General features: G+C 51.6%; 18 protein-coding genes and 5 tRNA genes. 13 read left to right on the forward strand and 10 right to left on the reverse strand.

What is annotated here, in order from left to right; all coding sequences use genetic code 11:
• Window positions 1–58 precede the first annotated feature (58 nt).
• The 13 genes from recA (at window position 59) to luxS (ending at window position 9,476) form a co-directional block, all read left to right on the forward strand.
• The gene (recA, locus tag ACU8XX_RS05770) at window positions 59–1,120 is read left to right on the forward strand and encodes a recombinase RecA (protein WP_000963143.1); all 1,062 of its coding nucleotides are present in this window, start codon (window positions 59–61) and stop codon (window positions 1,118–1,120) included.
• A gap of 68 nt (window positions 1,121–1,188) precedes the next feature.
• Window positions 1,189–1,689, forward strand: a complete 501-nt coding sequence (recX, locus tag ACU8XX_RS05775; protein WP_000140508.1) for a recombination regulator RecX — start codon at window positions 1,189–1,191, stop codon at window positions 1,687–1,689.
• Window positions 1,690–1,816: 127 nt separating this feature from the next.
• Window positions 1,817–4,447 (forward strand): alanine--tRNA ligase, encoded by a 2,631-nt coding sequence (alaS, locus tag ACU8XX_RS05780; RefSeq protein WP_000047184.1) that lies wholly within the window; start codon window positions 1,817–1,819, stop codon window positions 4,445–4,447.
• A 234-nt stretch (window positions 4,448–4,681) separates the two neighbouring features.
• On the forward strand, window positions 4,682–4,867 hold the full coding sequence (gene csrA / locus ACU8XX_RS05785) for a carbon storage regulator CsrA (protein ID WP_000906486.1): 186 nt from the start codon (window positions 4,682–4,684) through the stop codon (window positions 4,865–4,867).
• A gap of 315 nt (window positions 4,868–5,182) precedes the next feature.
• Window positions 5,183–5,275 (forward strand) — tRNA-Ser (locus ACU8XX_RS05790).
• Window positions 5,276–5,278: 3 nt separating this feature from the next.
• Window positions 5,279–5,355, forward strand: a tRNA-Arg gene (locus ACU8XX_RS05795).
• Between the two features lie 64 nt (window positions 5,356–5,419).
• A tRNA-Arg gene (locus ACU8XX_RS05800) sits at window positions 5,420–5,496 on the forward strand.
• Between the two features lie 62 nt (window positions 5,497–5,558).
• Window positions 5,559–5,635, forward strand: a tRNA-Arg gene (locus tag ACU8XX_RS05805).
• A 198-nt stretch (window positions 5,636–5,833) separates the two neighbouring features.
• A tRNA-Arg gene (locus tag ACU8XX_RS05810) sits at window positions 5,834–5,910 on the forward strand.
• 280 nt (window positions 5,911–6,190) lie between these two features.
• Complete coding sequence (gene yqaB, locus ACU8XX_RS05815; protein ID WP_000273290.1) at window positions 6,191–6,757, forward strand: fructose-1-phosphate/6-phosphogluconate phosphatase; 567 nt, start codon at window positions 6,191–6,193, stop codon at window positions 6,755–6,757.
• Entirely contained in the window at window positions 6,754–7,182 is a 429-nt protein-coding gene (locus ACU8XX_RS05820) for a YqaA family protein (RefSeq protein ID WP_001287454.1), read from the forward strand. Before yqaB ends, ACU8XX_RS05820 begins: the two co-directional genes overlap by 4 nt.
• Before the next feature lie 72 nt (window positions 7,183–7,254).
• Entirely contained in the window at window positions 7,255–8,811 is a 1,557-nt protein-coding gene (gene gshA / locus ACU8XX_RS05825) for a glutamate--cysteine ligase (RefSeq protein WP_000611804.1), read from the forward strand.
• 149 nt (window positions 8,812–8,960) lie between these two features.
• Complete coding sequence (luxS, locus tag ACU8XX_RS05830; protein WP_001130211.1) at window positions 8,961–9,476, forward strand: S-ribosylhomocysteine lyase; 516 nt, start codon at window positions 8,961–8,963, stop codon at window positions 9,474–9,476.
• A 63-nt stretch (window positions 9,477–9,539) separates the two neighbouring features.
• Here the strand turns inward: luxS and emrB are convergent, their stop codons facing one another.
• From emrB to nrdF, 10 genes are all read right to left on the reverse strand, one after another.
• Window positions 9,540–11,078 (reverse strand): multidrug efflux MFS transporter permease subunit EmrB, encoded by a 1,539-nt coding sequence (gene emrB / locus ACU8XX_RS05835; protein WP_001295176.1) that lies wholly within the window; start codon window positions 11,076–11,078, stop codon window positions 9,540–9,542.
• A 16-nt stretch (window positions 11,079–11,094) separates the two neighbouring features.
• Window positions 11,095–12,267 (reverse strand): multidrug efflux MFS transporter periplasmic adaptor subunit EmrA, encoded by a 1,173-nt coding sequence (emrA, locus tag ACU8XX_RS05840; RefSeq protein ID WP_001295175.1) that lies wholly within the window; start codon window positions 12,265–12,267, stop codon window positions 11,095–11,097.
• 126 nt (window positions 12,268–12,393) lie between these two features.
• Window positions 12,394–12,924: a multidrug efflux transporter EmrAB transcriptional repressor EmrR gene (emrR, locus tag ACU8XX_RS05845; protein WP_000378442.1), complete on the reverse strand. Its 531-nt coding sequence runs from the start codon at window positions 12,922–12,924 to the stop codon at window positions 12,394–12,396.
• Between the two features lie 90 nt (window positions 12,925–13,014).
• Window positions 13,015–13,350: an L-valine transporter subunit YgaH gene (gene ygaH / locus ACU8XX_RS05850; RefSeq protein ID WP_000119763.1), complete on the reverse strand. Its 336-nt coding sequence runs from the start codon at window positions 13,348–13,350 to the stop codon at window positions 13,015–13,017.
• Entirely contained in the window at window positions 13,340–14,077 is a 738-nt protein-coding gene (ygaZ, locus tag ACU8XX_RS05855; protein ID WP_000445651.1) for an L-valine exporter subunit YgaZ, read from the reverse strand. The genes ygaH and ygaZ overlap by 11 nt, the downstream gene beginning before the upstream one ends.
• A gap of 123 nt (window positions 14,078–14,200) precedes the next feature.
• Entirely contained in the window at window positions 14,201–15,385 is a 1,185-nt protein-coding gene (locus ACU8XX_RS05860; protein WP_000165699.1) for an MFS transporter, read from the reverse strand.
• A gap of 291 nt (window positions 15,386–15,676) precedes the next feature.
• Entirely contained in the window at window positions 15,677–16,669 is a 993-nt protein-coding gene (proX, locus tag ACU8XX_RS05865) for a glycine betaine/L-proline ABC transporter substrate-binding protein ProX (RefSeq protein ID WP_001216521.1), read from the reverse strand.
• 57 nt (window positions 16,670–16,726) lie between these two features.
• Window positions 16,727–17,791 (reverse strand): glycine betaine/L-proline ABC transporter permease ProW, encoded by a 1,065-nt coding sequence (proW, locus tag ACU8XX_RS05870; protein WP_000774988.1) that lies wholly within the window; start codon window positions 17,789–17,791, stop codon window positions 16,727–16,729.
• Entirely contained in the window at window positions 17,784–18,986 is a 1,203-nt protein-coding gene (proV, locus tag ACU8XX_RS05875) for a glycine betaine/L-proline ABC transporter ATP-binding protein ProV (RefSeq protein ID WP_000985494.1), read from the reverse strand. Before proV ends, proW begins: the two co-directional genes overlap by 8 nt.
• A gap of 353 nt (window positions 18,987–19,339) precedes the next feature.
• The gene (nrdF, locus tag ACU8XX_RS05880; protein WP_000777969.1) at window positions 19,340–20,299 is read right to left on the reverse strand and encodes a class 1b ribonucleoside-diphosphate reductase subunit beta; all 960 of its coding nucleotides are present in this window, start codon (window positions 20,297–20,299) and stop codon (window positions 19,340–19,342) included.
• Between the last annotated feature and the right edge of the window lie 5 nt (window positions 20,300–20,304).

The raw sequence follows: 20,304 nt of genomic DNA on the forward strand, positions 1-20,304 counted from the left end.
AATTGCTTCAACAGAACATATTGACTATCCGGTATTACCCGGCATGACAGGAGTAAAAATGGCTATCGACGAAAACAAACAGAAAGCGTTGGCGGCAGCACTGGGCCAGATTGAGAAACAATTTGGTAAAGGCTCCATCATGCGCCTGGGTGAAGACCGTTCCATGGATGTGGAAACCATCTCTACCGGTTCGCTTTCACTGGATATCGCGCTTGGGGCAGGTGGTCTGCCGATGGGCCGTATCGTCGAAATCTACGGACCGGAATCTTCCGGTAAAACCACGCTGACGCTGCAGGTGATCGCCGCAGCGCAGCGTGAAGGTAAAACCTGTGCGTTTATCGATGCTGAACACGCGCTGGACCCAATCTACGCACGTAAACTGGGCGTCGATATCGATAACCTGCTGTGCTCCCAGCCGGACACCGGCGAGCAGGCACTGGAAATCTGTGACGCCCTGGCGCGTTCTGGCGCAGTAGACGTTATCGTCGTTGACTCCGTGGCGGCACTGACGCCGAAAGCGGAAATCGAAGGCGAAATCGGCGACTCTCACATGGGCCTTGCGGCACGTATGATGAGCCAGGCGATGCGTAAGCTGGCGGGTAACCTGAAGCAGTCCAACACGCTGCTGATCTTCATCAACCAGATCCGTATGAAAATTGGTGTGATGTTCGGTAACCCGGAAACCACTACCGGTGGTAACGCGCTGAAATTCTACGCCTCTGTTCGTCTCGACATCCGTCGTATCGGCGCGGTGAAAGAGGGCGAAAACGTGGTGGGTAGCGAAACCCGCGTGAAAGTGGTGAAGAACAAAATCGCTGCGCCGTTTAAACAGGCTGAATTCCAGATCCTCTACGGCGAAGGTATCAACTTCTACGGCGAACTGGTTGACCTGGGCGTAAAAGAGAAGCTGATCGAGAAAGCAGGCGCGTGGTACAGCTACAAAGGTGAGAAGATCGGTCAGGGTAAAGCGAATGCGACTGCCTGGCTGAAAGATAACCCGGAAACCGCGAAAGAGATCGAGAAGAAAGTACGTGAGTTGCTGCTGAGCAACCCGAACTCAACGCCGGATTTCTCTGTAGATGATAGCGAAGGCGTAGCAGAAACTAACGAAGATTTTTAATCGTCTTGTTTGATACACAAGGGTCGCATCTGCGGCCCTTTTGCTTTTTTAAGTTGTAAGGATATGCCATGACAGAATCAACATCCCGTCGCCCGGCATATGCTCGCCTGTTGGATCGTGCGGTACGCATTCTGGCGGTGCGCGATCACAGTGAGCAAGAACTGCGACGTAAACTCGCGGCACCGATTATGGGCAAAAATGGCCCAGAAGAGATTGATGCTACGGCAGAAGATTACGAGCGCGTTATTGCCTGGTGCCATGAACATGGCTATCTCGATGACAGCCGATTTGTTGCGCGCTTTATCGCCAGCCGTAGCCGCAAAGGTTATGGACCTGCGCGTATTCGCCAGGAACTGAATCAGAAAGGTATTTCCCGCGAAGCGACAGAAAAAGCGATGCGTGAATGTGACATCGACTGGTGCGCACTGGCGCGCGATCAGGCGACGCGAAAATATGGCGAACCTTTGCCAACTGTCTTTTCAGAAAAAGTTAAGATCCAGCGTTTTCTGCTCTATCGTGGCTATCTGATGGAAGATATCCAGGAGATTTGGCGAAATTTTGCCGACTGAACGCATACGGTATTTTACTTCCCAGTCAAGAAAACTTATCTTATTCCCACTTTTCAGTTACCAGCCCGGCGGTTAAGACACGCTGGAGCTGGTGGCGATATTTCGTTAGCTTGATTTCAGGATAATTATGAGCAAGAGCACCGCTGAGATCCGTCAGGCGTTTCTCGACTTTTTCCATAGTAAGGGACATCAGGTAGTTGCCAGCAGCTCCCTGGTACCCCATAACGACCCAACTTTGTTGTTTACCAACGCCGGGATGAACCAGTTCAAGGATGTGTTCCTTGGGCTCGACAAGCGTAATTATTCCCGCGCTACCACTTCCCAACGCTGCGTGCGTGCGGGTGGTAAACACAACGACCTGGAAAACGTCGGTTACACCGCGCGTCACCATACCTTCTTCGAAATGCTGGGCAACTTCAGCTTCGGCGACTATTTCAAACACGATGCCATTCAGTTTGCATGGGAACTGCTGACCAGCGAAAAATGGTTTGCCCTGCCGAAAGAGCGTCTGTGGGTTACCGTCTATGAAAGCGACGACGAAGCCTACGAAATCTGGGAAAAAGAAGTAGGGATCCCGCGCGAACGTATTATTCGCATCGGCGATAACAAAGGTGCGCCATACGCATCTGACAACTTCTGGCAGATGGGTGACACTGGTCCGTGCGGCCCGTGCACCGAAATCTTCTACGATCACGGCGACCACATTTGGGGGGGCCCTCCGGGAAGCCCGGAAGAAGACGGCGACCGCTACATTGAGATCTGGAACATCGTCTTCATGCAGTTCAACCGCCAGGCCGATGGCACGATGGAACCGCTGCCGAAGCCGTCTGTAGATACCGGTATGGGTCTGGAGCGTATTGCTGCGGTGCTGCAACACGTTAACTCTAACTATGACATCGACCTGTTCCGCACGCTGATCCAGGCGGTAGCGAAAGTCACTGGCGCAACCGATCTGAGCAATAAATCGCTGCGCGTAATCGCTGACCACATTCGTTCTTGTGCGTTCCTGATCGCGGATGGCGTAATGCCGTCCAATGAAAACCGTGGTTATGTACTGCGTCGTATCATTCGTCGCGCAGTGCGTCACGGTAATATGCTCGGCGCGAAAGAAACCTTCTTCTACAAACTGGTTGGTCCGCTGATCGACGTTATGGGCTCTGCGGGTGAAGACCTGAAACGCCAGCAGGCGCAGGTTGAGCAGGTGCTGAAGACTGAAGAAGAGCAGTTTGCTCGTACTCTGGAGCGCGGTCTGGCGTTGCTGGATGAAGAGCTGGCAAAACTTTCTGGTGATACGCTGGATGGTGAAACTGCTTTCCGTCTGTACGACACCTATGGCTTCCCGGTTGACCTGACGGCTGATGTTTGTCGTGAGCGCAACATCAAAGTTGACGAAGCTGGTTTTGAAGCTGCAATGGAAGAGCAGCGTCGTCGCGCGCGCGAAGCCAGCGGCTTTGGTGCCGATTACAACGCAATGATCCGTGTTGACAGTGCATCTGAATTTAAAGGCTATGACCATCTGGAACTGAACGGCAAAGTGACTGCGCTGTTTGTTGATGGTAAAGCGGTTGATGCCATCAATGCAGGCCAGGAAGCTGTGGTCGTGCTGGATCAAACGCCATTCTATGCGGAATCCGGCGGTCAGGTTGGCGATAAAGGCGAACTGAAAGGCGCTAACTTCTCCTTTGCGGTGGAAGATACGCAGAAATACGGCCAGGCGATTGGTCACATCGGTAAACTTGCTGCGGGTTCTCTGAAAGTGGGCGACGCGGTGCAGGCTGATGTTGATGAGGCTCGTCGCGCCCGTATTCGTCTGAATCACTCCGCAACGCACCTGATGCACGCTGCGCTGCGCCAGGTTCTGGGTACTCATGTATCGCAGAAAGGTTCACTGGTTAACGACAAGGTGCTGCGCTTCGACTTCTCACACAACGAAGCGATGAAACCAGAAGAGATTCGTGCGGTCGAAGACCTGGTGAACACACAGATTCGTCGCAATTTGCCGATCGAAACCAACATCATGGATCTCGAAGCGGCGAAAGCGAAAGGTGCGATGGCGCTGTTCGGCGAGAAGTATGATGAGCGCGTACGCGTGCTGAGCATGGGCGATTTCTCTACCGAGTTGTGTGGCGGTACTCACGCCAGCCGCACTGGTGATATTGGTCTGTTCCGCATCATCTCTGAATCGGGTACTGCTGCAGGCGTTCGTCGTATCGAAGCGGTAACCGGAGAAGGTGCTATCGCCACCGTTCATGCAGACAGCGATCGCTTAAGCGAAGTCGCGCATCTGCTGAAAGGCGATAGCAATAATCTGGCTGATAAAGTGCGCTCAGTACTGGAACGTACGCGTCAGCTGGAAAAAGAGTTACAACAGCTTAAAGAACAAGCTGCCGCACAGGAGAGCGCAAATCTTTCCAGTAAGGCAATTGATGTTAATGGTGTTAAGCTGTTGGTTAGCGAGCTTAGCGGTGTTGAGCCGAAAATGTTGCGTACCATGGTTGACGATTTAAAAAATCAGCTGGGGTCGACAATTATCGTGCTGGCAACGGTAGTCGAAGGTAAGGTTTCTCTGATTGCAGGCGTATCTAAGGACGTCACAGATCGTGTGAAAGCAGGGGAACTGATTGGTATGGTCGCTCAGCAGGTGGGCGGCAAGGGTGGTGGACGTCCTGACATGGCGCAAGCCGGTGGTACGGATGCTGCGGCCTTACCTGCAGCGTTAGCCAGTGTGAAAGGCTGGGTCAGCGCGAAATTGCAATAATATAAGCGTCAGGCAATGCCGTGGACTCGCTTCACGGCATTCGCATTAACGCTATCGACAACGATAAAGTCAGGTTGAAGTTGTGTATATCGGCTAAACTTAGGTTTAACAGAATGTAATGCCATGACTGCTTAGATGTAATGTGTTTGTCATTGCTTACTTTTTGGCGTTATATGATGGATAATGCCGGGATACAGAGAGACCCGACTCTTTTAATCTTTCAAGGAGCAAAGAATGCTGATTCTGACTCGTCGAGTTGGTGAGACCCTCATGATTGGGGATGAGGTCACCGTGACAGTTTTAGGGGTAAAGGGCAACCAGGTACGTATTGGCGTAAATGCCCCGAAGGAAGTTTCTGTTCACCGTGAAGAGATCTACCAGCGTATCCAGGCTGAAAAATCCCAGCAGTCCAGTTACTAATCTTTCCGCGTCTCATCTTTATCGGTGAGACGCACCCTCAAAATTTCTCCTTCACTCTATAGTCTTTTCGCTTTACTCCCGTTCATTCAACTTAAGTCTCCATTTTTTTGCATTACTACTATCTGTCAGACCTCCATTCTTCTGTTGATAAAACACTCTTTTTGACGTTTTTACAGACTAATTGAACGTGAAGTGTGCAAACGATAAAAGTGTAGGAAAAATTGTTTGACTTATAAGTCTCAGAAAGTAATATGTGCGCCACGCAGCGACGATGAGCGATAAACAAGTTCTTCGAAGCACTCGTAAGAGGCGTGTGGTGAGGTGGCCGAGAGGCTGAAGGCGCTCCCCTGCTAAGGGAGTATGCGGTCAAAAGCTGCATCCGGGGTTCGAATCCCCGCCTCACCGCCATTTGCATCCGTAGCTCAGCTGGATAGAGTACTCGGCTACGAACCGAGCGGTCGGAGGTTCGAATCCTCCCGGATGCACCATCTCTTACTTGATACGGCTTTAGTAGCGGTATCAAAAAATCTGCAGTAAAGTAAGTTTCCCGATGCATCCGTAGCTCAGCTGGATAGAGTACTCGGCTACGAACCGAGCGGTCGGAGGTTCGAATCCTCCCGGATGCACCATCTCTTACTTGATATGGCTTTAGTAGCGGTATCAATATCAGCAGTAAAATAAATTTCCCGATGCATCCGTAGCTCAGCTGGATAGAGTACTCGGCTACGAACCGAGCGGTCGGAGGTTCGAATCCTCCCGGATGCACCATATTCTCCGAAATCTTCAGCAATGAAGGTATCGAAGAGGTAGCGGAATTAACCGCAGGCACTAGGGATGATAACGTTGCTTTAGCAACGGCCCGAAGGGCGAGCCGCAAGGCGAGTAATCCTCCCGGATGCACCATCTCTTAATTGATATGGCTTTAGTAGCGGTATCAATATCAGCAGTAGAATAAGTTTTCCCGATGCATCCGTAGCTCAGCTGGATAGAGTACTCGGCTACGAACCGAGCGGTCGGAGGTTCGAATCCTCCCGGATGCACCATATTCTCCGTAACCTTCAGCAATGAAGGTATCGAAGAGATAGCGGTATTAACCGCAGGCACCAGGAAGGATAACGTTGCGCCAGCAACGGCCCGAAGGGCGAACGTCAGTGAGTCATCCTCCCGGATGCACCATCTTCTCCAAAAAATTTCCTTCAAAAATATCTCATTTCTAAATAACTCCTTTATCCATTTCCTGAATTTTCTTCTCCTTCGCCATCAGCGACAAAATCAAGCAATTACGCTAAAGTAGCGTCATATTTTTCGACTTGCGAGAAGACCATGTACGAGCGTTATGCAGGTTTAATTTTTGATATGGATGGCACAATCCTGGATACGGAGCCTACGCACCGTAAAGCGTGGCGCGAAGTATTAGGGCACTACGGTCTTCAGTACGATATTCAGGCGATGATTGCGCTTAATGGATCGCCCACCTGGCGTATTGCTCAGGCAATTATTGAGCTGAATCAGGCCGATCTCGACCCGCATGCGTTAGCGCGTGAAAAAACAGAAGCAGTAAGAAGTATGCTGCTGGATAGCGTCGAACCGCTTCCTCTTGTTGATGTGGTGAAAAGTTGGCATGGTCGTCGCCCAATGGCTGTAGGAACGGGGAGTGAAAGCGCCATCGCTGAGGCATTGCTGGCGCACCTGGGATTACGCCATTATTTTGACGCCGTCGTCGCTGCCGATCACGTCAAACACCATAAACCCGCGCCAGACACATTTTTGTTGTGCGCGCAGCGTATGGGCGTGCAACCGACGCAGTGTGTGGTCTTTGAAGATGCCGATTTCGGTATTCAGGCGGCCCGTGCAGCAGGCATGGACGCCGTGGATGTTCGCTTGCTGTGAGTGAAGCGTTATCGCTTTTCTCGTTGTTTGCCAGTAGTTTTCTCAGCGCTACACTATTACCCGGCAACTCCGAAGTCGTGCTGGTGGCAATGTTGCTTTCCGGGATCAGTCATCCCTGGGTTTTAGTTTTAACAGCAACAATGGGTAATAGCCTTGGAGGGTTAACTAACGTTATCCTTGGGCGTTTCTTTCCATTGCGTAAAACATCGCGCTGGCAAGAGAAAGCTACCGGCTGGCTGAAACGCTATGGTGCAGTCACGCTATTATTAAGCTGGATGCCCGTGGTTGGCGATTTACTGTGTCTGTTAGCGGGATGGATGCGCATCTCGTGGGGACCGGTAATCTTTTTTTTGTGCCTTGGTAAAGCGTTACGCTATGTTGCAGTTGCAGCAGCGACCGTTCAGGGCATGATGTGGTGGCACTAATTGTAGGCCTGCACATATGGTCACCATTACAGTTATGCTAATTAAAACGATTTTGACAGGCGGGAGGTCAATTTGATCCCGGACGTATCACAGGCGCTGGCCTGGCTGGAAAAACATCCTCAGGCGTTAAAGGGGATACAGCGTGGGCTGGAGCGCGAAACTTTGCGTGTTAATGCTGATGGCACACTGGCAACAACAGGTCATCCTGAAGCATTAGGTTCCGCACTGACGCACAAATGGATTACTACCGATTTTGCGGAAGCATTGCTGGAATTCATTACACCAGTGGATGGTGATATTGAACATATGCTGACCTTTATGCGCGATCTGCATCGTTATACGGCGCGCAATATGGGCGATGAGCGGATGTGGCCGTTAAGTATGCCATGCTACATCGCAGAAGGTCAGGACATCGAACTGGCACAGTACGGCACTTCTAACACCGGACGCTTTAAAACGCTGTATCGTGAAGGGCTGAAAAATCGCTACGGCGCGCTGATGCAAACCATTTCCGGCGTGCACTACAATTTCTCTTTGCCAATGGCATTCTGGCAAGCGAAGTGCGGTGATATCTCGGGCGCTGATGCCAAAGAGAAAATTTCTGCGGGCTATTTCCGCGTTATCCGCAATTACTATCGTTTCGGTTGGGTCATTCCTTATCTGTTTGGTGCATCTCCGGCGATTTGTTCTTCTTTCCTGCAAGGAAAACCAACGTCGCTGCCGTTTGAGAAAACCGAGTGCGGTATGTATTACCTGCCGTATGCGACCTCTCTTCGTTTGAGCGATCTCGGCTATACCAATAAATCGCAAAGCAATCTTGGTATTACCTTCAACGATCTTTACGAGTACGTAGCGGGCCTTAAACAGGCAATCAAAACGCCATCGGAAGAGTACGCGAAGATTGGTATTGAGAAAGACGGTAAGAGGCTGCAAATCAACAGCAACGTGTTGCAGATTGAAAACGAACTGTACGCGCCGATTCGTCCAAAACGCGTTACCCGCAGCGGCGAGTCGCCTTCTGATGCGCTGTTACGTGGCGGCATTGAATATATTGAAGTGCGTTCGCTGGACATCAACCCGTTCTCGCCGATTGGTGTAGATGAACAGCAGGTGCGATTCCTCGACCTGTTTATGGTCTGGTGTGCGCTGGCTGATGCACCGGAAATGAGCAGTAGCGAACTTGCCTGTACACGCGTTAACTGGAACCGGGTGATCCTCGAAGGTCGCAAACCGGGTCTGACGCTGGGTATCGGCTGCGAAACCGCACAGTTCCCGTTACCGCAGGTGGGTAAAGATCTGTTCCGCGATCTGAAACGCGTCGCGCAAACGCTGGATAGTATTAACGGCGGCGAAGCGTATCAGAAAGTGTGTGATGAACTGGTTGCCTGCTTCGATAATCCCGATCTGACTTTCTCTGCCCGTATCTTAAGGTCTATGATTGATACTGGTATTGGCGGAACAGGCAAAGCATTTGCAGAAGCCTACCGTAATCTGCTGCGTGAAGAGCCGCTGGAAATTCTGCGCGAAGAGGATTTTGTAGCCGAGCGCGAGGCGTCTGAACGCCGTCAGCAGGAAATGGAAGCCGCTGATACCGAACCGTTTGCGGTGTGGCTGGAAAAACACGCCTGACAGAAAAGAAAAAGGCCACTCGTGAGTGGCCAAAATTTCATCTCTGAATTCAGGGATGATGATAACAAATGCGCGTCTTTCATATACTCAGACTCGCCTGGGAAGAAAGAGTTCAGAAAATTTTTAAAAAAATTACCGGAGGTGGCTAAATGCCGTTGTTAGATAGCTTCACAGTCGATCATACCCGGATGGAAGCGCCTGCAGTTCGGGTGGCGAAAACAATGAACACCCCGCATGGCGACGCAATCACCGTGTTCGATCTGCGCTTCTGCGTGCCGAACAAAGAAGTGATGCCAGAAAGAGGGATCCATACCCTGGAGCACCTGTTTGCTGGTTTTATGCGTAACCATCTTAACGGTAATGGTGTAGAGATTATCGATATCTCGCCAATGGGCTGCCGCACCGGTTTTTATATGAGTCTGATTGGTACGCCAGATGAGCAGCGTGTTGCTGATGCCTGGAAAGCGGCAATGGAAGACGTGCTGAAAGTGCAGGATCAGAATCAGATCCCGGAACTGAACGTCTACCAGTGTGGCACTTACCAGATGCACTCGTTGCAGGAAGCGCAGGATATTGCGCGTAGCATTCTGGAACGTGACGTACGCATCAACAGCAACGAAGAACTGGCACTGCCGAAAGAGAAGTTGCAGGAACTGCACATCTAGTCAGTAAACTATCTTCACAATTAATTGAAAAAAGCCAGTTCAAATGAACTGGCTTAGTTGTACTTAGTGCGCACCGCCTCCGCCGCCACCTGCGCCAAATGGCGGTTTAGCAAACCACACCAGCCCCAGCAGGACGAGGAATATCCCGGCTGACATCCAGAAGATCTCATTGGCGGAAATAATCAGCCCCTGATTGGTGATCTGCTGGGCAATCCAGCCTGATGCCTGCTGTTGCGTCATCCCAAGCCCTTCCAGTTGACTGTACATCGCCTGGGCATTCGGGTTGAACGGGTTTACCGACTCAGTCAACTGCGCATGGTGCATCGACTCGCGGTTGGTCCACATGGTCGTGGTTATCGACGTGCCGATAGACCCCGCCAGCGTTCGCGTAAAGTTAGAGAGGCTCGATGCCGCCGCCAGTCGTTCCGGTGGCAAACCAGACAGCGTAATGGTGGTCAGCGGCATAAAGAAGCAGGCCACCGCAAACCCCTGGATAAACTGCGGCCAGGCCGACGCGCCAAAATCCATACCTGGTTCAAAGGTATAGGCACGCCAGTAGAAGCAGACGGCATACATAATAAAGCTGAAGGTTACCAGCCGCCGCATATCCAGTTTATGCGCGAAGCGGCCGATAATCGGCGACAGGATCACCGGAATAATCCCTACCGGCGCAGAGGCCAAACCTGCCCAGGTCGCCGTGTAACCGTAGACCTCCTGCAACAACTGCGGCAGCAGAACAATAGCGCCGAAGTAGAGCATATACGCGAGGCTGATACACAAGCAGCCGATGGTGAAGTTGCGCGACTTAAACAACGACAGATCGACTATCGGGTTATCGTCGGTCAGCTCCCAGACAATCAGGAAGCAGATAGCCACCACCGCCACCACGGTAAGGATGATAATTTCCTGTGATGAAAACCAGTCCAGCTCTTTACCGCGGTCGAGCATAATCTGCAGGCTGCCGATACCAATAACCAGCAGTGCCAGCCCCACGGCATCAATCCGCCGCCGTTCGGTGCGGGTTTCACGTCCGCGCAGAGTTTGCAGTGTCATCAACACCACCGCCACGCCAATCGGCACGTTGATGAAGAATATCCAGCCCCAGTGGTAATTATCGCTGATATAACCGCCGAGGATCGGGCCGCAAATTGGCGCGACAATCACCGTCATCGACCACAACGCCAGCGCGATCGAGCGTTTGGCTGGCGGGTAGTTATTCAGCAATAGACTTTGCGAAAGCGGGATCAACGGCCCGGCGACAATCCCCTGAATCACGCGGAAGAAGATCAGCATATTCAGGCTGCTGGAGACACCACACGCCCACGACGCAATAGCAAAGGCGATGGTGGACCAAAGGAACAGTTTCACTTCCCCGACGCGCTTTGCCAGCCAGCCGGTAAGCGGGATCGAGATGGCATTCGCCACCCCGAAAGAAGTGATTACCCACGTTCCCTGGCTGAGCGATGAGCCCAGATTCCCGGCGATAGTGGGGATCGCCACGTTAGCAATGGTGGAGTCCAGCACCTGCATGAATGTCGCCAGTGACAGCGCAATCGTCATAATGACCAGTTGCGCGCCTTCCAGCGGTTTTTGCTGTTGCATCACACGCACCTCTGGATTAGCCAGCGTTAGCTTTTACGATATCGTCGATCAGTTTATTGACAGGTGCCAGGCTGATTTCACGCGCGGTGCTTACCGCTACCGGAGTGGAACGTACTTTATTTGCCAGTACCTGACCGTCACGGTTAGTGGTATTGACGCTCACCAGCGTGGACAAACCGATACGCAGCGGATATTGCTCCAGCTGTTTCTGGTCCAGTTCGATACGCACAGGCAGACGCTGAACGACTTTGATCCAGTTACCGGTCGCATTTTGCGCTGGAAGCAGTGAGAACGCGCTACCTGTGCCCATATCCAGACCAACCACTTTACCGGTGTATTTCACATCATCGCCGTAAATATCCGTGGTGATAGTGACCGGCTGACCGATACGCATATTGGCAATCTGCGTCTCTTTAAAGTTGGCATCCACCCACATATTGGTGGCTGGAACGACCGCCATCAGCGGCGTCGTTGGGCTAATTTGCGCCCCAGGCTGTACCGCGCGGCGGGAGACATAACCGGTCATCGGACTGACAATACGAGTACGCTCCAGCGCCAGCCAGGCGTTACGTACTTCGGTGGCAGCCTGTTGCACGGCTGGCTGATCTTCCAGTTTAGTCCCCAGAATCATCGCCTGATTGGCATTGTATTGTTGAATCGCGACGTCCAGTTGCGCCTGGGCACTGGTGACGGCGTCGCGGGCGTGTTGCAGCTCTTCGCGACCAATCAGGTTGGCATTGCCCAGCGGCACACGGCGGTTGTAGTCGCTTTGTGCTTTCGCGAGGGCGATTTTCTGCACCTCAATATTCGCCTGCAACTGCTTGCTGTTAATCATCAGCTGGTGGGTTTGGCGAACGCTGGAAGCCAGTGCAGTTTTGGCTTTTTCAAACGCCTGGCGAGCATCTGTCGGGTCGAGAGTGACCAGCACGTCGCCTTCTTTTACAAAATCGGTGTTATCGGCCCAGACTTTCGTCACGCTGCCAGACACCTGAGACATAATTTGAATTTGATTCCCTGCCACGTATGCGTCATCGGTTTCTTCGAAGTGACGCAGTACCAAAAACCAATAAATCCCTATCGCTACGGCAATAATTATAAAGAGCAAGGTGAGAAGGAGGAGCAGACGCTTACGTTTGCCGCTCTTCTTTACCGGTTGCTGCGGGGTTTGAGTCTCCGCATTTGCGCTCATATTGTTCTCCACGATCTTCTTAACTCATCGGCTGAGCCGACCTGCTTGCCAAAAAGGCCAGCATGTTGCGATGCTGGCCAGTCATTTTTTCTTTTATAAATCTGGATTTTTGAGCGAGATGACGCGTTAGCTCATCGCTTCGAGAACCACACCGTCTTGTTCCATCTGGTCGAGACGGGAGAGCAATTTGCGGGTGATTTGCTCGAGCTGATCTTTTTCTGTTGTGCTGAGCGCGGACCAGAGTTGATGCAGGCAGTTATGCTGCGGTGGTAAAACCTCGCGCAAAAACTCGTGACCTTTTTCCGTTAATTGCAGATGCAGGCAGCGGCGATCGTTATCGCTTTCACGACGTTCGATCCAACCGCGTTTTTCCAGTTCATCGGCAATACGCGTCGCGTTGGTACGGGATGATCCAAGAGCACAACTTAATTCAGAAGGCTGAATACTGTGGTTTTCCTGAGACTCCAGCGTAATCAACGCCATAAACAACGTCTCGTTAATCCCCTGAGCCTTCAGCATTTTATTGCGGTTCTCCAGCAGCTTGCTTTGCATGTGCATGCAAAGACGAGTCAGAAGGATCTCCTGATAAGGAAAATCTTCGTGGCGGCTGGCGCGAAATTTTAGCATTTGTTCAATGGGCGTAAACGAACTATCCATTTGGGTATGACCTCATTAATTTCAGCCGATATAGTAACGACAGTGACAAATAAAGTAAATGTATTGTTTTAGAAAAATGATTCTTGTGGGTTATATAATCGCCATCACTTTCCAGGCGAGCCCATAGGCCAGCGCACTAAGCAGTGTTGGGATGATAATGCTGCGTGTTTTATAGAAACTGGCACCCAGTACCGCGAAGCCGACCAGCGTGGGCACGAAACGGCGTGTATCGTGCATCACTTCTGGTGCGGTAGAGACAACCAGCAGAGCGCATATCGAGGCGATGCCAATGGTGTCGAGCAAAATACCTACCGCGCCACGTTTGGTTGGGCGGGCATTACCCACACGCAGGCGCAGCGGCAAATAGCGGAAGCAATAATTCGCCACGCCAACTAGTAACCCAAGCAGCAGAACCTCATAGCTCATCGGGCGCTCCTTGCCAGAATGCCTGGATTAACGCAGTGAGGCAGCCACAGACAATGCCTGCCAGAATGGCGACGGGAATAGAAAATAGCGTTACGCCTGCAAGGGCACCAACTAACGCTGCGGTAACGCAAAGAGATTGTTTGCGCTGGAAAGAGGCGAGCAGGAAACTCATAAAGAGTGCCGGAAGCATAAAACCTAATGCAGCTTCAACGGCGGGATAACCTTGCAGCAAGCCGCTGCCGGAGAATGCCCCTATTACCGTACCAAATACCCACGATGACCATGAACTGAAGGCAATGCCGATCATCCAGTTCTCGCTCCAGCGGCGATTATTGCGTACCAGTTTTGCGGTTGCGGCGGCAAAAACCTCATCCGTCAGGCCAAACGCCCACAGGGCGGTTTTCGATTTTTGCAGACGCTGAATAATACGGCTACGCAGTGACGGGCCATACAACACATGGCGAACATCCATTGCCATGACGGTCAGTGCAGCAATCCACAAACTACTCCCGGCTGCCAGCATCGCGGTAATGACGAACTGGCTCGCGCCTGCATAAATGATGCAGGAGAAAAAAACGCTTTCGAGAGGAGAGAATCCCAGACGGGTCGCATTCAGACCGAACGCAAAGGCCACCGGAATATAACTAATAACAATCGGTAAACTGTCTTTGCATCCTTCCATGAAGGTCGCCGAACCAGGAGCAGGCTGTGGAGTAGGGCTTTCCATAGAGTGTACGCTTAACGATTGTTAATATTATAAATAGACTGAATGAATATCTTAACCTTATCAGACTGATGGGCTTCTTAACACCCTTATAAGTGTAAAGCCACGAAAACGGTTGCTGATTGCTTAATTTGCGGCTTCCTGACGATGAAAACCTCGCCACCAGACCAGTAAGTTAACCAGGGCAATCGTCGCGCCAGCCAGACAAACGCCAGCCCAACCGCCATGTTGCCAGGCTGAGGCTGAAATTAGCGAACCGGCGGCACCGCCAATAAAGTAGCTAGTCATGTAACCTGCGGTCAGGCGATTGCGCGCATCAGGATGTATCCGATAAATTACCGTCTGGTTAGTGATATGCACGCCCTGCACGGTGAGATCCAGCACCAGGATTCCGATAATCAACGCCAGTACGGAAGTGTGACCAAACCAGATCGCCAGCCATGAAAGTAATAGCAGCAGCAGACCGAAAGTTGTGGTGTGGTGCGATTTGCCCTTATCGGCAAAACCGCCCGCCGGACGAGCGCCCAACGCTCCGGCAGCTCCCGCAAGTCCAAACAGACCAATTACACCATCGCTGTAGTTAAAAGGTGGAGCGGCAAGCAAAAAGGCCATTGAGGTCCAGAGAATGCTGAAATTGGCAAAGGTCAGGCAGCCCAGCAACGCGCGGGTACGCAGAATTTTATCGCTGATAAACATACTGAAAACGGAACCCAACAACTGTGGGTAGTTGAGGTGGGTTTCTGATTTCATTTGTGGCAGACCACGCCATAATGCCAGCGCCATCAGTGCCATTAACACCGAAGCAACCCAAAAGACGGTGCGCCAGCCGCCGAGATTCGCCAGCAATCCGGCAACTGTCCGTGCCAGCAAGATCCCCAACAGCAGACCGCTCATAATAGTGCCAACCACTTTGCCGCGTTTGTCCGGTGAAGCCAGCGTCGCTGCCAGCGGAACCAGAATTTGTGCCACGACAGAGAATAAACCGGTTAATGCCGTACCGAGGATCATCATCGCCAGCGACTGACTGCTGGCAGTGATTAACATGCCGCCTGCCGCCAGTAAGGTCATCGAGACAATCAGGCGGCGGCGTTCAAACATATCACCGAGGGGAACAAGAAACAGCAGACCTGCTGCATAGCCCAATTGCGCGGCGGTAACAATAAAGCCTGCCGAACTGGCGGAAAGGGAAAAGTTACGCGCGATGGTGTCGAGCAATGGCTGAGCGTAATAGTTACTGGCGACCGCCAGACCGGTGGCGATAGACATCAGCACGATCAGCGCCGGGCTAAGCTCATGATTAGGTTTAGTCATTATTTTTGTTCATCAGGTGATGATTAAGCTGGAAATCAATAATAGCGGATGTTGATGAATATGGGATGAAAGATAGCTTGTTGAAATGTGCGATGTGGTTTGTAGGCATGATAAGACGCGCCAGCGTCGCATCAGGCATTGTGCACAGAACGGCGGATGCGGCGAAAACGCCTTATCCGCCATACGGAATGAGTGTATTTTGTAGGCATGATAAGACGCTCCAGCGTCGCATCAGGCATTGTGTACAGAGCGGCGGATGAGGTAAAAACGCCTTATCCGCCCGAATAAAAATTACTTCTGCGCTGCCAGCGCCTCATTCACCCAGCCATCGAACTGCTGCTGGTGGGCTTTGATCCAGCCATCAACATGGCCCTGAATATCGCCTTCTGAGGCTTTGCCGTCATGCATAATGGCGTTCTGGGCGTTAATATCTGCCACTGGCAACTGCATAATGGCAAACAGTTTCGCTGCTGCCGGGTTTTTCTCGGCCCAGGCTTTGTTGGCAACGATATGCATGGTGCTGACCGGGAAGCCATAATTCGCACCATTCGGCAGTTTGGTATCGGCGTTTTTATCGCCCGGCAGTGCGGAGAACGGCACCTGCAACCAGACCACATCTTTCCCTGGCTTCAGCTCATTACTCACCCAGTACGGCGTCCAGGTGTAGTAAAACACCGGTTTGCCCTCTTTGTAGCGACTGATGGTGTCGGCCATCATCGCCGCGTAGTTCCCCTGATTATGCGTCACGGTATGGGTCAGTTCATACGCGGCAAGCTGGTGGTTGATCGCACCTTCGCAGCCCCAGCCAGGGTTACAACCGGTTAAATCCGCTTTTCCGTCGCCGTTGGTATCGAACAGTTTGGCGATCTTCGGATCTTTCAGTTGTGCGATGTTGGTGATTTTGTACTGGTCGGCGGTTTTCTTATCGATCAGGTAACCCTGTGCCGCGCCGTTAACAAATACCCCTTCACGATAAAATTTCTTATCGCCACCGGCAGCTTCGTACATGTTGTCATGCAGTGGCGTCCAGTTCACGGCGGTGAAGGTTGCATCGCCGGAAGCAAGCGAGGTGTAGCCAACGTTGTAATCTACTTCGCTGGGTTTGTTGACGGTATAACCTAATTTCTCCAGCGCACGACTGACCAGCAGCGTCTGGAAGGTTTCTTCAGTGATGGTGCTCTGAACTGGATTAACAGTAATGCCTTTGCCCGGCAGATCGGCAGCAAAAGTTTGTGTAGAGATAAGCGTGGCAAACGCTGTCGCAAAAAGTACGCTATGTCGCATTGTTATTCCTTTTTTTGGCAGGGTGATAATGCCCGGCGTCACCGGGCAAGTGCAGAGTTACTTAATGAATGGGCGGGTCAGCAGACCAACAGGGCCAGTGGTGTACCAGCGACGGTTGCCGCGACTGCGTGAGTCGCGCCCAACGGCCTGCGTCAGACGATCGAGGATAATGGCGAGGATCACAATCCCGACGCCGCCAACGGTGGCAAGCCCCATATCCAGACGACCGATACCGCGAAGTACCATCTGACCCAACCCGCCGACGGCAATCATCGAGGCGATGACCACCATAGAAAGGGCCAGCATCAGCGTCTGGTTAACGCCCGCCATAATGGTCGGCATCGCCAGCGGTAACTGAACTTTGAACAGCATCTGGCGCGGGCTGGCACCGAATGAGCGCGAGGCTTCAATCAGATCCGCCGGAACCTGGTTAATCCCCAGAATGGTCAGACGGATAATCGGCGGCAGAGCAAAGATGATCGTCACCACCACGCCCGGCACGTTACCGATACCAAATAGCATGACGATTGGCACCAGATAAACAAACGCTGGCGTGGTCTGCATGGCATCAAGCAGTGGACGAATAATTTTCGCCGCTCGCGGACTTCTCGCCAGCCATATCCCCAACGGCAAACCGATGACGATACAGAACAGCAGGGCGGTTAACACCAGCGCCAGAGTCACCATTGCCTGCGACCAGGCACCGATTGCGCCGATGGCAATCAGCGAAACCAGCGTCGCCACACCCATTCCGACCCCGGAAATCTGCCAGGCGATGAGAGCGAAAACGATAATCGCCACCGGTGCGGGCATACCCAGCAGCAATTGCTGGAAACCGTTGAGGATATAATCAACCGGAACGCGCACGCCCTGGAAGACGGGACGGAAATGGGTAACGACCCAGTCGATCCCTTCAGTGACCCAACTGTCGAGCGGGATCAGCGTTTTATGGAACGGATCGAGAATATTAAAATGCTCGACGTTTGGCGCAGGCGTACTGGTCAGCCAGTCAGCACCACCGCCGTCAGTCGGTGCAGTCGTCGGTGTACCCCAGGCGTCTGCGGATTGCGCGGCACTGTCCGCCGCTGGCGTGGTATCCCACGGATTATTTTGATCAGCCATTATTTACCCCCTCACGATCTAAAGCGCGCAGCAGCATTCCTTTCGAAATGATGCCGACATACTGTTGGTCCTCGTCGACCACGGGCACCGCACAGGGTGCCTGTCCGACATGAGAGAGCAACTCGCTAAGAGGCGTTTGTGCATCGACTGCTAACGGCGCATCAATCAGCGCCGCATCAAGACCTTGCTGCTGCGTTAACGCGGTTTTAAGCGAATCGATGGAGACTGCGCCGACAAACTTATTACCGCGTTCGATAACGTAGCCATATTCGCGATCTTCATCCTGCAATAATTTCAGTGCCGAACGTGGGCCGAAGCCAGGGGTTTTACGAATTAAGCCATTCGGTGTCCGGCGGGCAATATCTTTCGCACTGAATACCTGACTAATATCAACGCCACGGAAGAAGGTACGGACATAATCATTCGCCGGATTATTGAGAATTTCATCCGGTGTGCCGACCTGTACCACTTCACCATTTTGCATAATGGCAATTCGGTCGCCAATACGCATGGCTTCATCAAGATCGTGGGAAATAAAGACAATGGTGCGCTGATGTTTCGCCTGTAATTTTACCAGCTCATCCTGCATCTCGGTGCGAATTAATGGATCGAGCGCCGAGAAGGCTTCGTCCATTAATAATATATCCGGATTAATCGCTAACGCGCGGGCTAATCCCACACGTTGACGCATCCCGCCAGAGAGTTCATCCGGGTAGCTGTGGGCATAATTTTCCAGCCCGACCTGACGCAGTGCATCAAGGGCTTTTTCCCGGCGTTCTTCGGCATTAATTCCGGCCAATTCCATACCGAACGCAGTATTGTCCAGCACGGTCATATGCGGCATTAAGGCAAAGGACTGGAAGACCATCGCAATCTTTTTTCTGCGCACCTCACGGAGTTCGGCGTCGGATATTTTGGCAATATCCACACCATCAATCAGCACTTGCCCGCGGGTGGGTTCAATCAGGCGATTGAGAAGGCGTACCATTGTGGATTTACCCGAGCCGGATAATCCCATGATGACAAATATCTCGCCTTCTTCAATGGCCAGACTGGCGTCTTTTACGCCAAGCGATAGCCCAGTTTTTTCCAGAATTTGTTCTTTTGAAAGTCCTTGTTCGATATATTTGAACGCTCGCTGTGGATGCTCGCCAAATATTTTATAAAGATTTTTAATTTCTAATTTAATTGCCATGCAATAGAAAGATTCCTTTATTTGTCTATGTCGATATATTACCCAATGGAAATAGTCACTTTTTTCTACCCTAACATACTGAGAATCTGAGGCAACCCCTGATGGCAAATGTGGCATGAATATTGATGCGAGCAAATCGCCGGAATTTCCCGTGATATAAGGGCTGAGAGCAAATCGAGAAAGTTGATATTTTTTGTCAAAGATAGCGAAAAAACGCCTGAATATTGTGGTTTCAGGCGAATAATGCAACAGAGTATCAGTGTAGATCACCACAAATTATTTGCGTGATAAAAAGCTATTTGGCGGGAATTATTTCCCTGCTGCGGGTAGTGATATTTTTGAAAATAACACCCTCAGAAATTCCAGTCTTCATCTTCTGTTTCAACCGCTTTCCCCATCACATAAGAGGAGCCTGAACCGGAAAAGAAATCGTGATTTTCATCGGCATTCGGCGAAAGCGCGGCGAGGATTGCCGGATTCACTTCCGCCATTTCTGCGGGAAATAACGGTTCGTAGCCCAGATTCATCAAAGCCTTATTGGCGTTGTAACAGAGAAACGCTTTCACATCGTCAGCCCACGGGGTTTCGGCGTACAGCTCATCGGTGTATTGCAACTCGTTGTCGTAGAGTTCCAGCAACAAATCGAAGGCGAAACTCTTCAACTCTTCACGTTGTCCCAGAGATATCTTTTCCATGTTTTTCTGATATTTATAGCCTATGTAGTAACCGTGGACTGCTTCATCGCGGATAATCAGACGGATCAGGTCCGCGGTATTGGTCAGCTTTCCGCGGCTGGAAAAATACATCGGCAGCCAGAAACCGGAATAGAACAAAAAAGATTCAAGAAACACACTGGCGATTTTCTTTTTCAGCGGATCATCACCGCGATAATGTTGCTGAATAATCTGAGCTTTTCGCTGCAACGGTGCGTTTTCTTCACTCCAGGCGTAGGCGGCATCGACATCTTTGGTCTGGCATAGCGTCGAGAAAATCGAACTGTAAGAGCGGGCATGAACCGCTTCCATAAAGCTGATATTCGATAATACCGCTTCTTCATGAGGCGTGAGTGCATCGGGCATCAGAGAAGGCGCGCCGATAACATTTTGCAGCGTGTCGAGCAGCGTCAGGCCAGTAAAAACGCGCATCGTCAGTTGTTGTTCTACGACAGTTAATGTCTGCCAGGCAGGAATATCGTTCGACAGCGGCACCTTTTCTGGTAGCCAGAAATTGCTGGTCAGGCGATTCCACACCTCCAGATCTTTATCGTCAGATATCTTGTTCCAGTTGATGGCGCTGATACGTGAGAGTTTCATAGATA

This window comes from Escherichia sp. MAL-1 (genome assembly GCF_052948035.1).

What these genes read in the sequence shown, in the direction of transcription:
- recA (WP_000963143.1), top strand. Translation starts at nt 59, where the DNA reads ATGGCTATCGACGAAAACAAACAGAAAGCGTTGGCGGCAGCACTGGGC.
- recX (WP_000140508.1), top strand. Translation starts at nt 1,189, where the DNA reads ATGACAGAATCAACATCCCGTCGCCCGGCATATGCTCGCCTGTTGGAT.
- alaS (WP_000047184.1), top strand. Translation starts at nt 1,817, where the DNA reads ATGAGCAAGAGCACCGCTGAGATCCGTCAGGCGTTTCTCGACTTTTTC.
- csrA (WP_000906486.1), top strand. Translation starts at nt 4,682, where the DNA reads ATGCTGATTCTGACTCGTCGAGTTGGTGAGACCCTCATGATTGGGGAT.
- yqaB (WP_000273290.1), top strand. Translation starts at nt 6,191, where the DNA reads ATGTACGAGCGTTATGCAGGTTTAATTTTTGATATGGATGGCACAATC.
- luxS (WP_001130211.1), top strand. Translation starts at nt 8,961, where the DNA reads ATGCCGTTGTTAGATAGCTTCACAGTCGATCATACCCGGATGGAAGCG.
- emrB (WP_001295176.1), bottom strand. Translation starts at nt 11,078, where the DNA reads ATGCAACAGCAAAAACCGCTGGAAGGCGCGCAACTGGTCATTATGACG.
- emrA (WP_001295175.1), bottom strand. Translation starts at nt 12,267, where the DNA reads ATGAGCGCAAATGCGGAGACTCAAACCCCGCAGCAACCGGTAAAGAAG.
- emrR (WP_000378442.1), bottom strand. Translation starts at nt 12,924, where the DNA reads ATGGATAGTTCGTTTACGCCCATTGAACAAATGCTAAAATTTCGCGCC.
- ygaH (WP_000119763.1), bottom strand. Translation starts at nt 13,350, where the DNA reads ATGAGCTATGAGGTTCTGCTGCTTGGGTTACTAGTTGGCGTGGCGAAT.
- ygaZ (WP_000445651.1), bottom strand. Translation starts at nt 14,077, where the DNA reads ATGGAAAGCCCTACTCCACAGCCTGCTCCTGGTTCGGCGACCTTCATG.
- ACU8XX_RS05860 (WP_000165699.1), bottom strand. Translation starts at nt 15,385, where the DNA reads ATGACTAAACCTAATCATGAGCTTAGCCCGGCGCTGATCGTGCTGATG.
- proX (WP_001216521.1), bottom strand. Translation starts at nt 16,669, where the DNA reads ATGCGACATAGCGTACTTTTTGCGACAGCGTTTGCCACGCTTATCTCT.
- proW (WP_000774988.1), bottom strand. Translation starts at nt 17,791, where the DNA reads ATGGCTGATCAAAATAATCCGTGGGATACCACGCCAGCGGCGGACAGT.
- proV (WP_000985494.1), bottom strand. Translation starts at nt 18,986, where the DNA reads ATGGCAATTAAATTAGAAATTAAAAATCTTTATAAAATATTTGGCGAG.
- nrdF (WP_000777969.1), bottom strand. Translation starts at nt 20,299, where the DNA reads ATGAAACTCTCACGTATCAGCGCCATCAACTGGAACAAGATATCTGAC.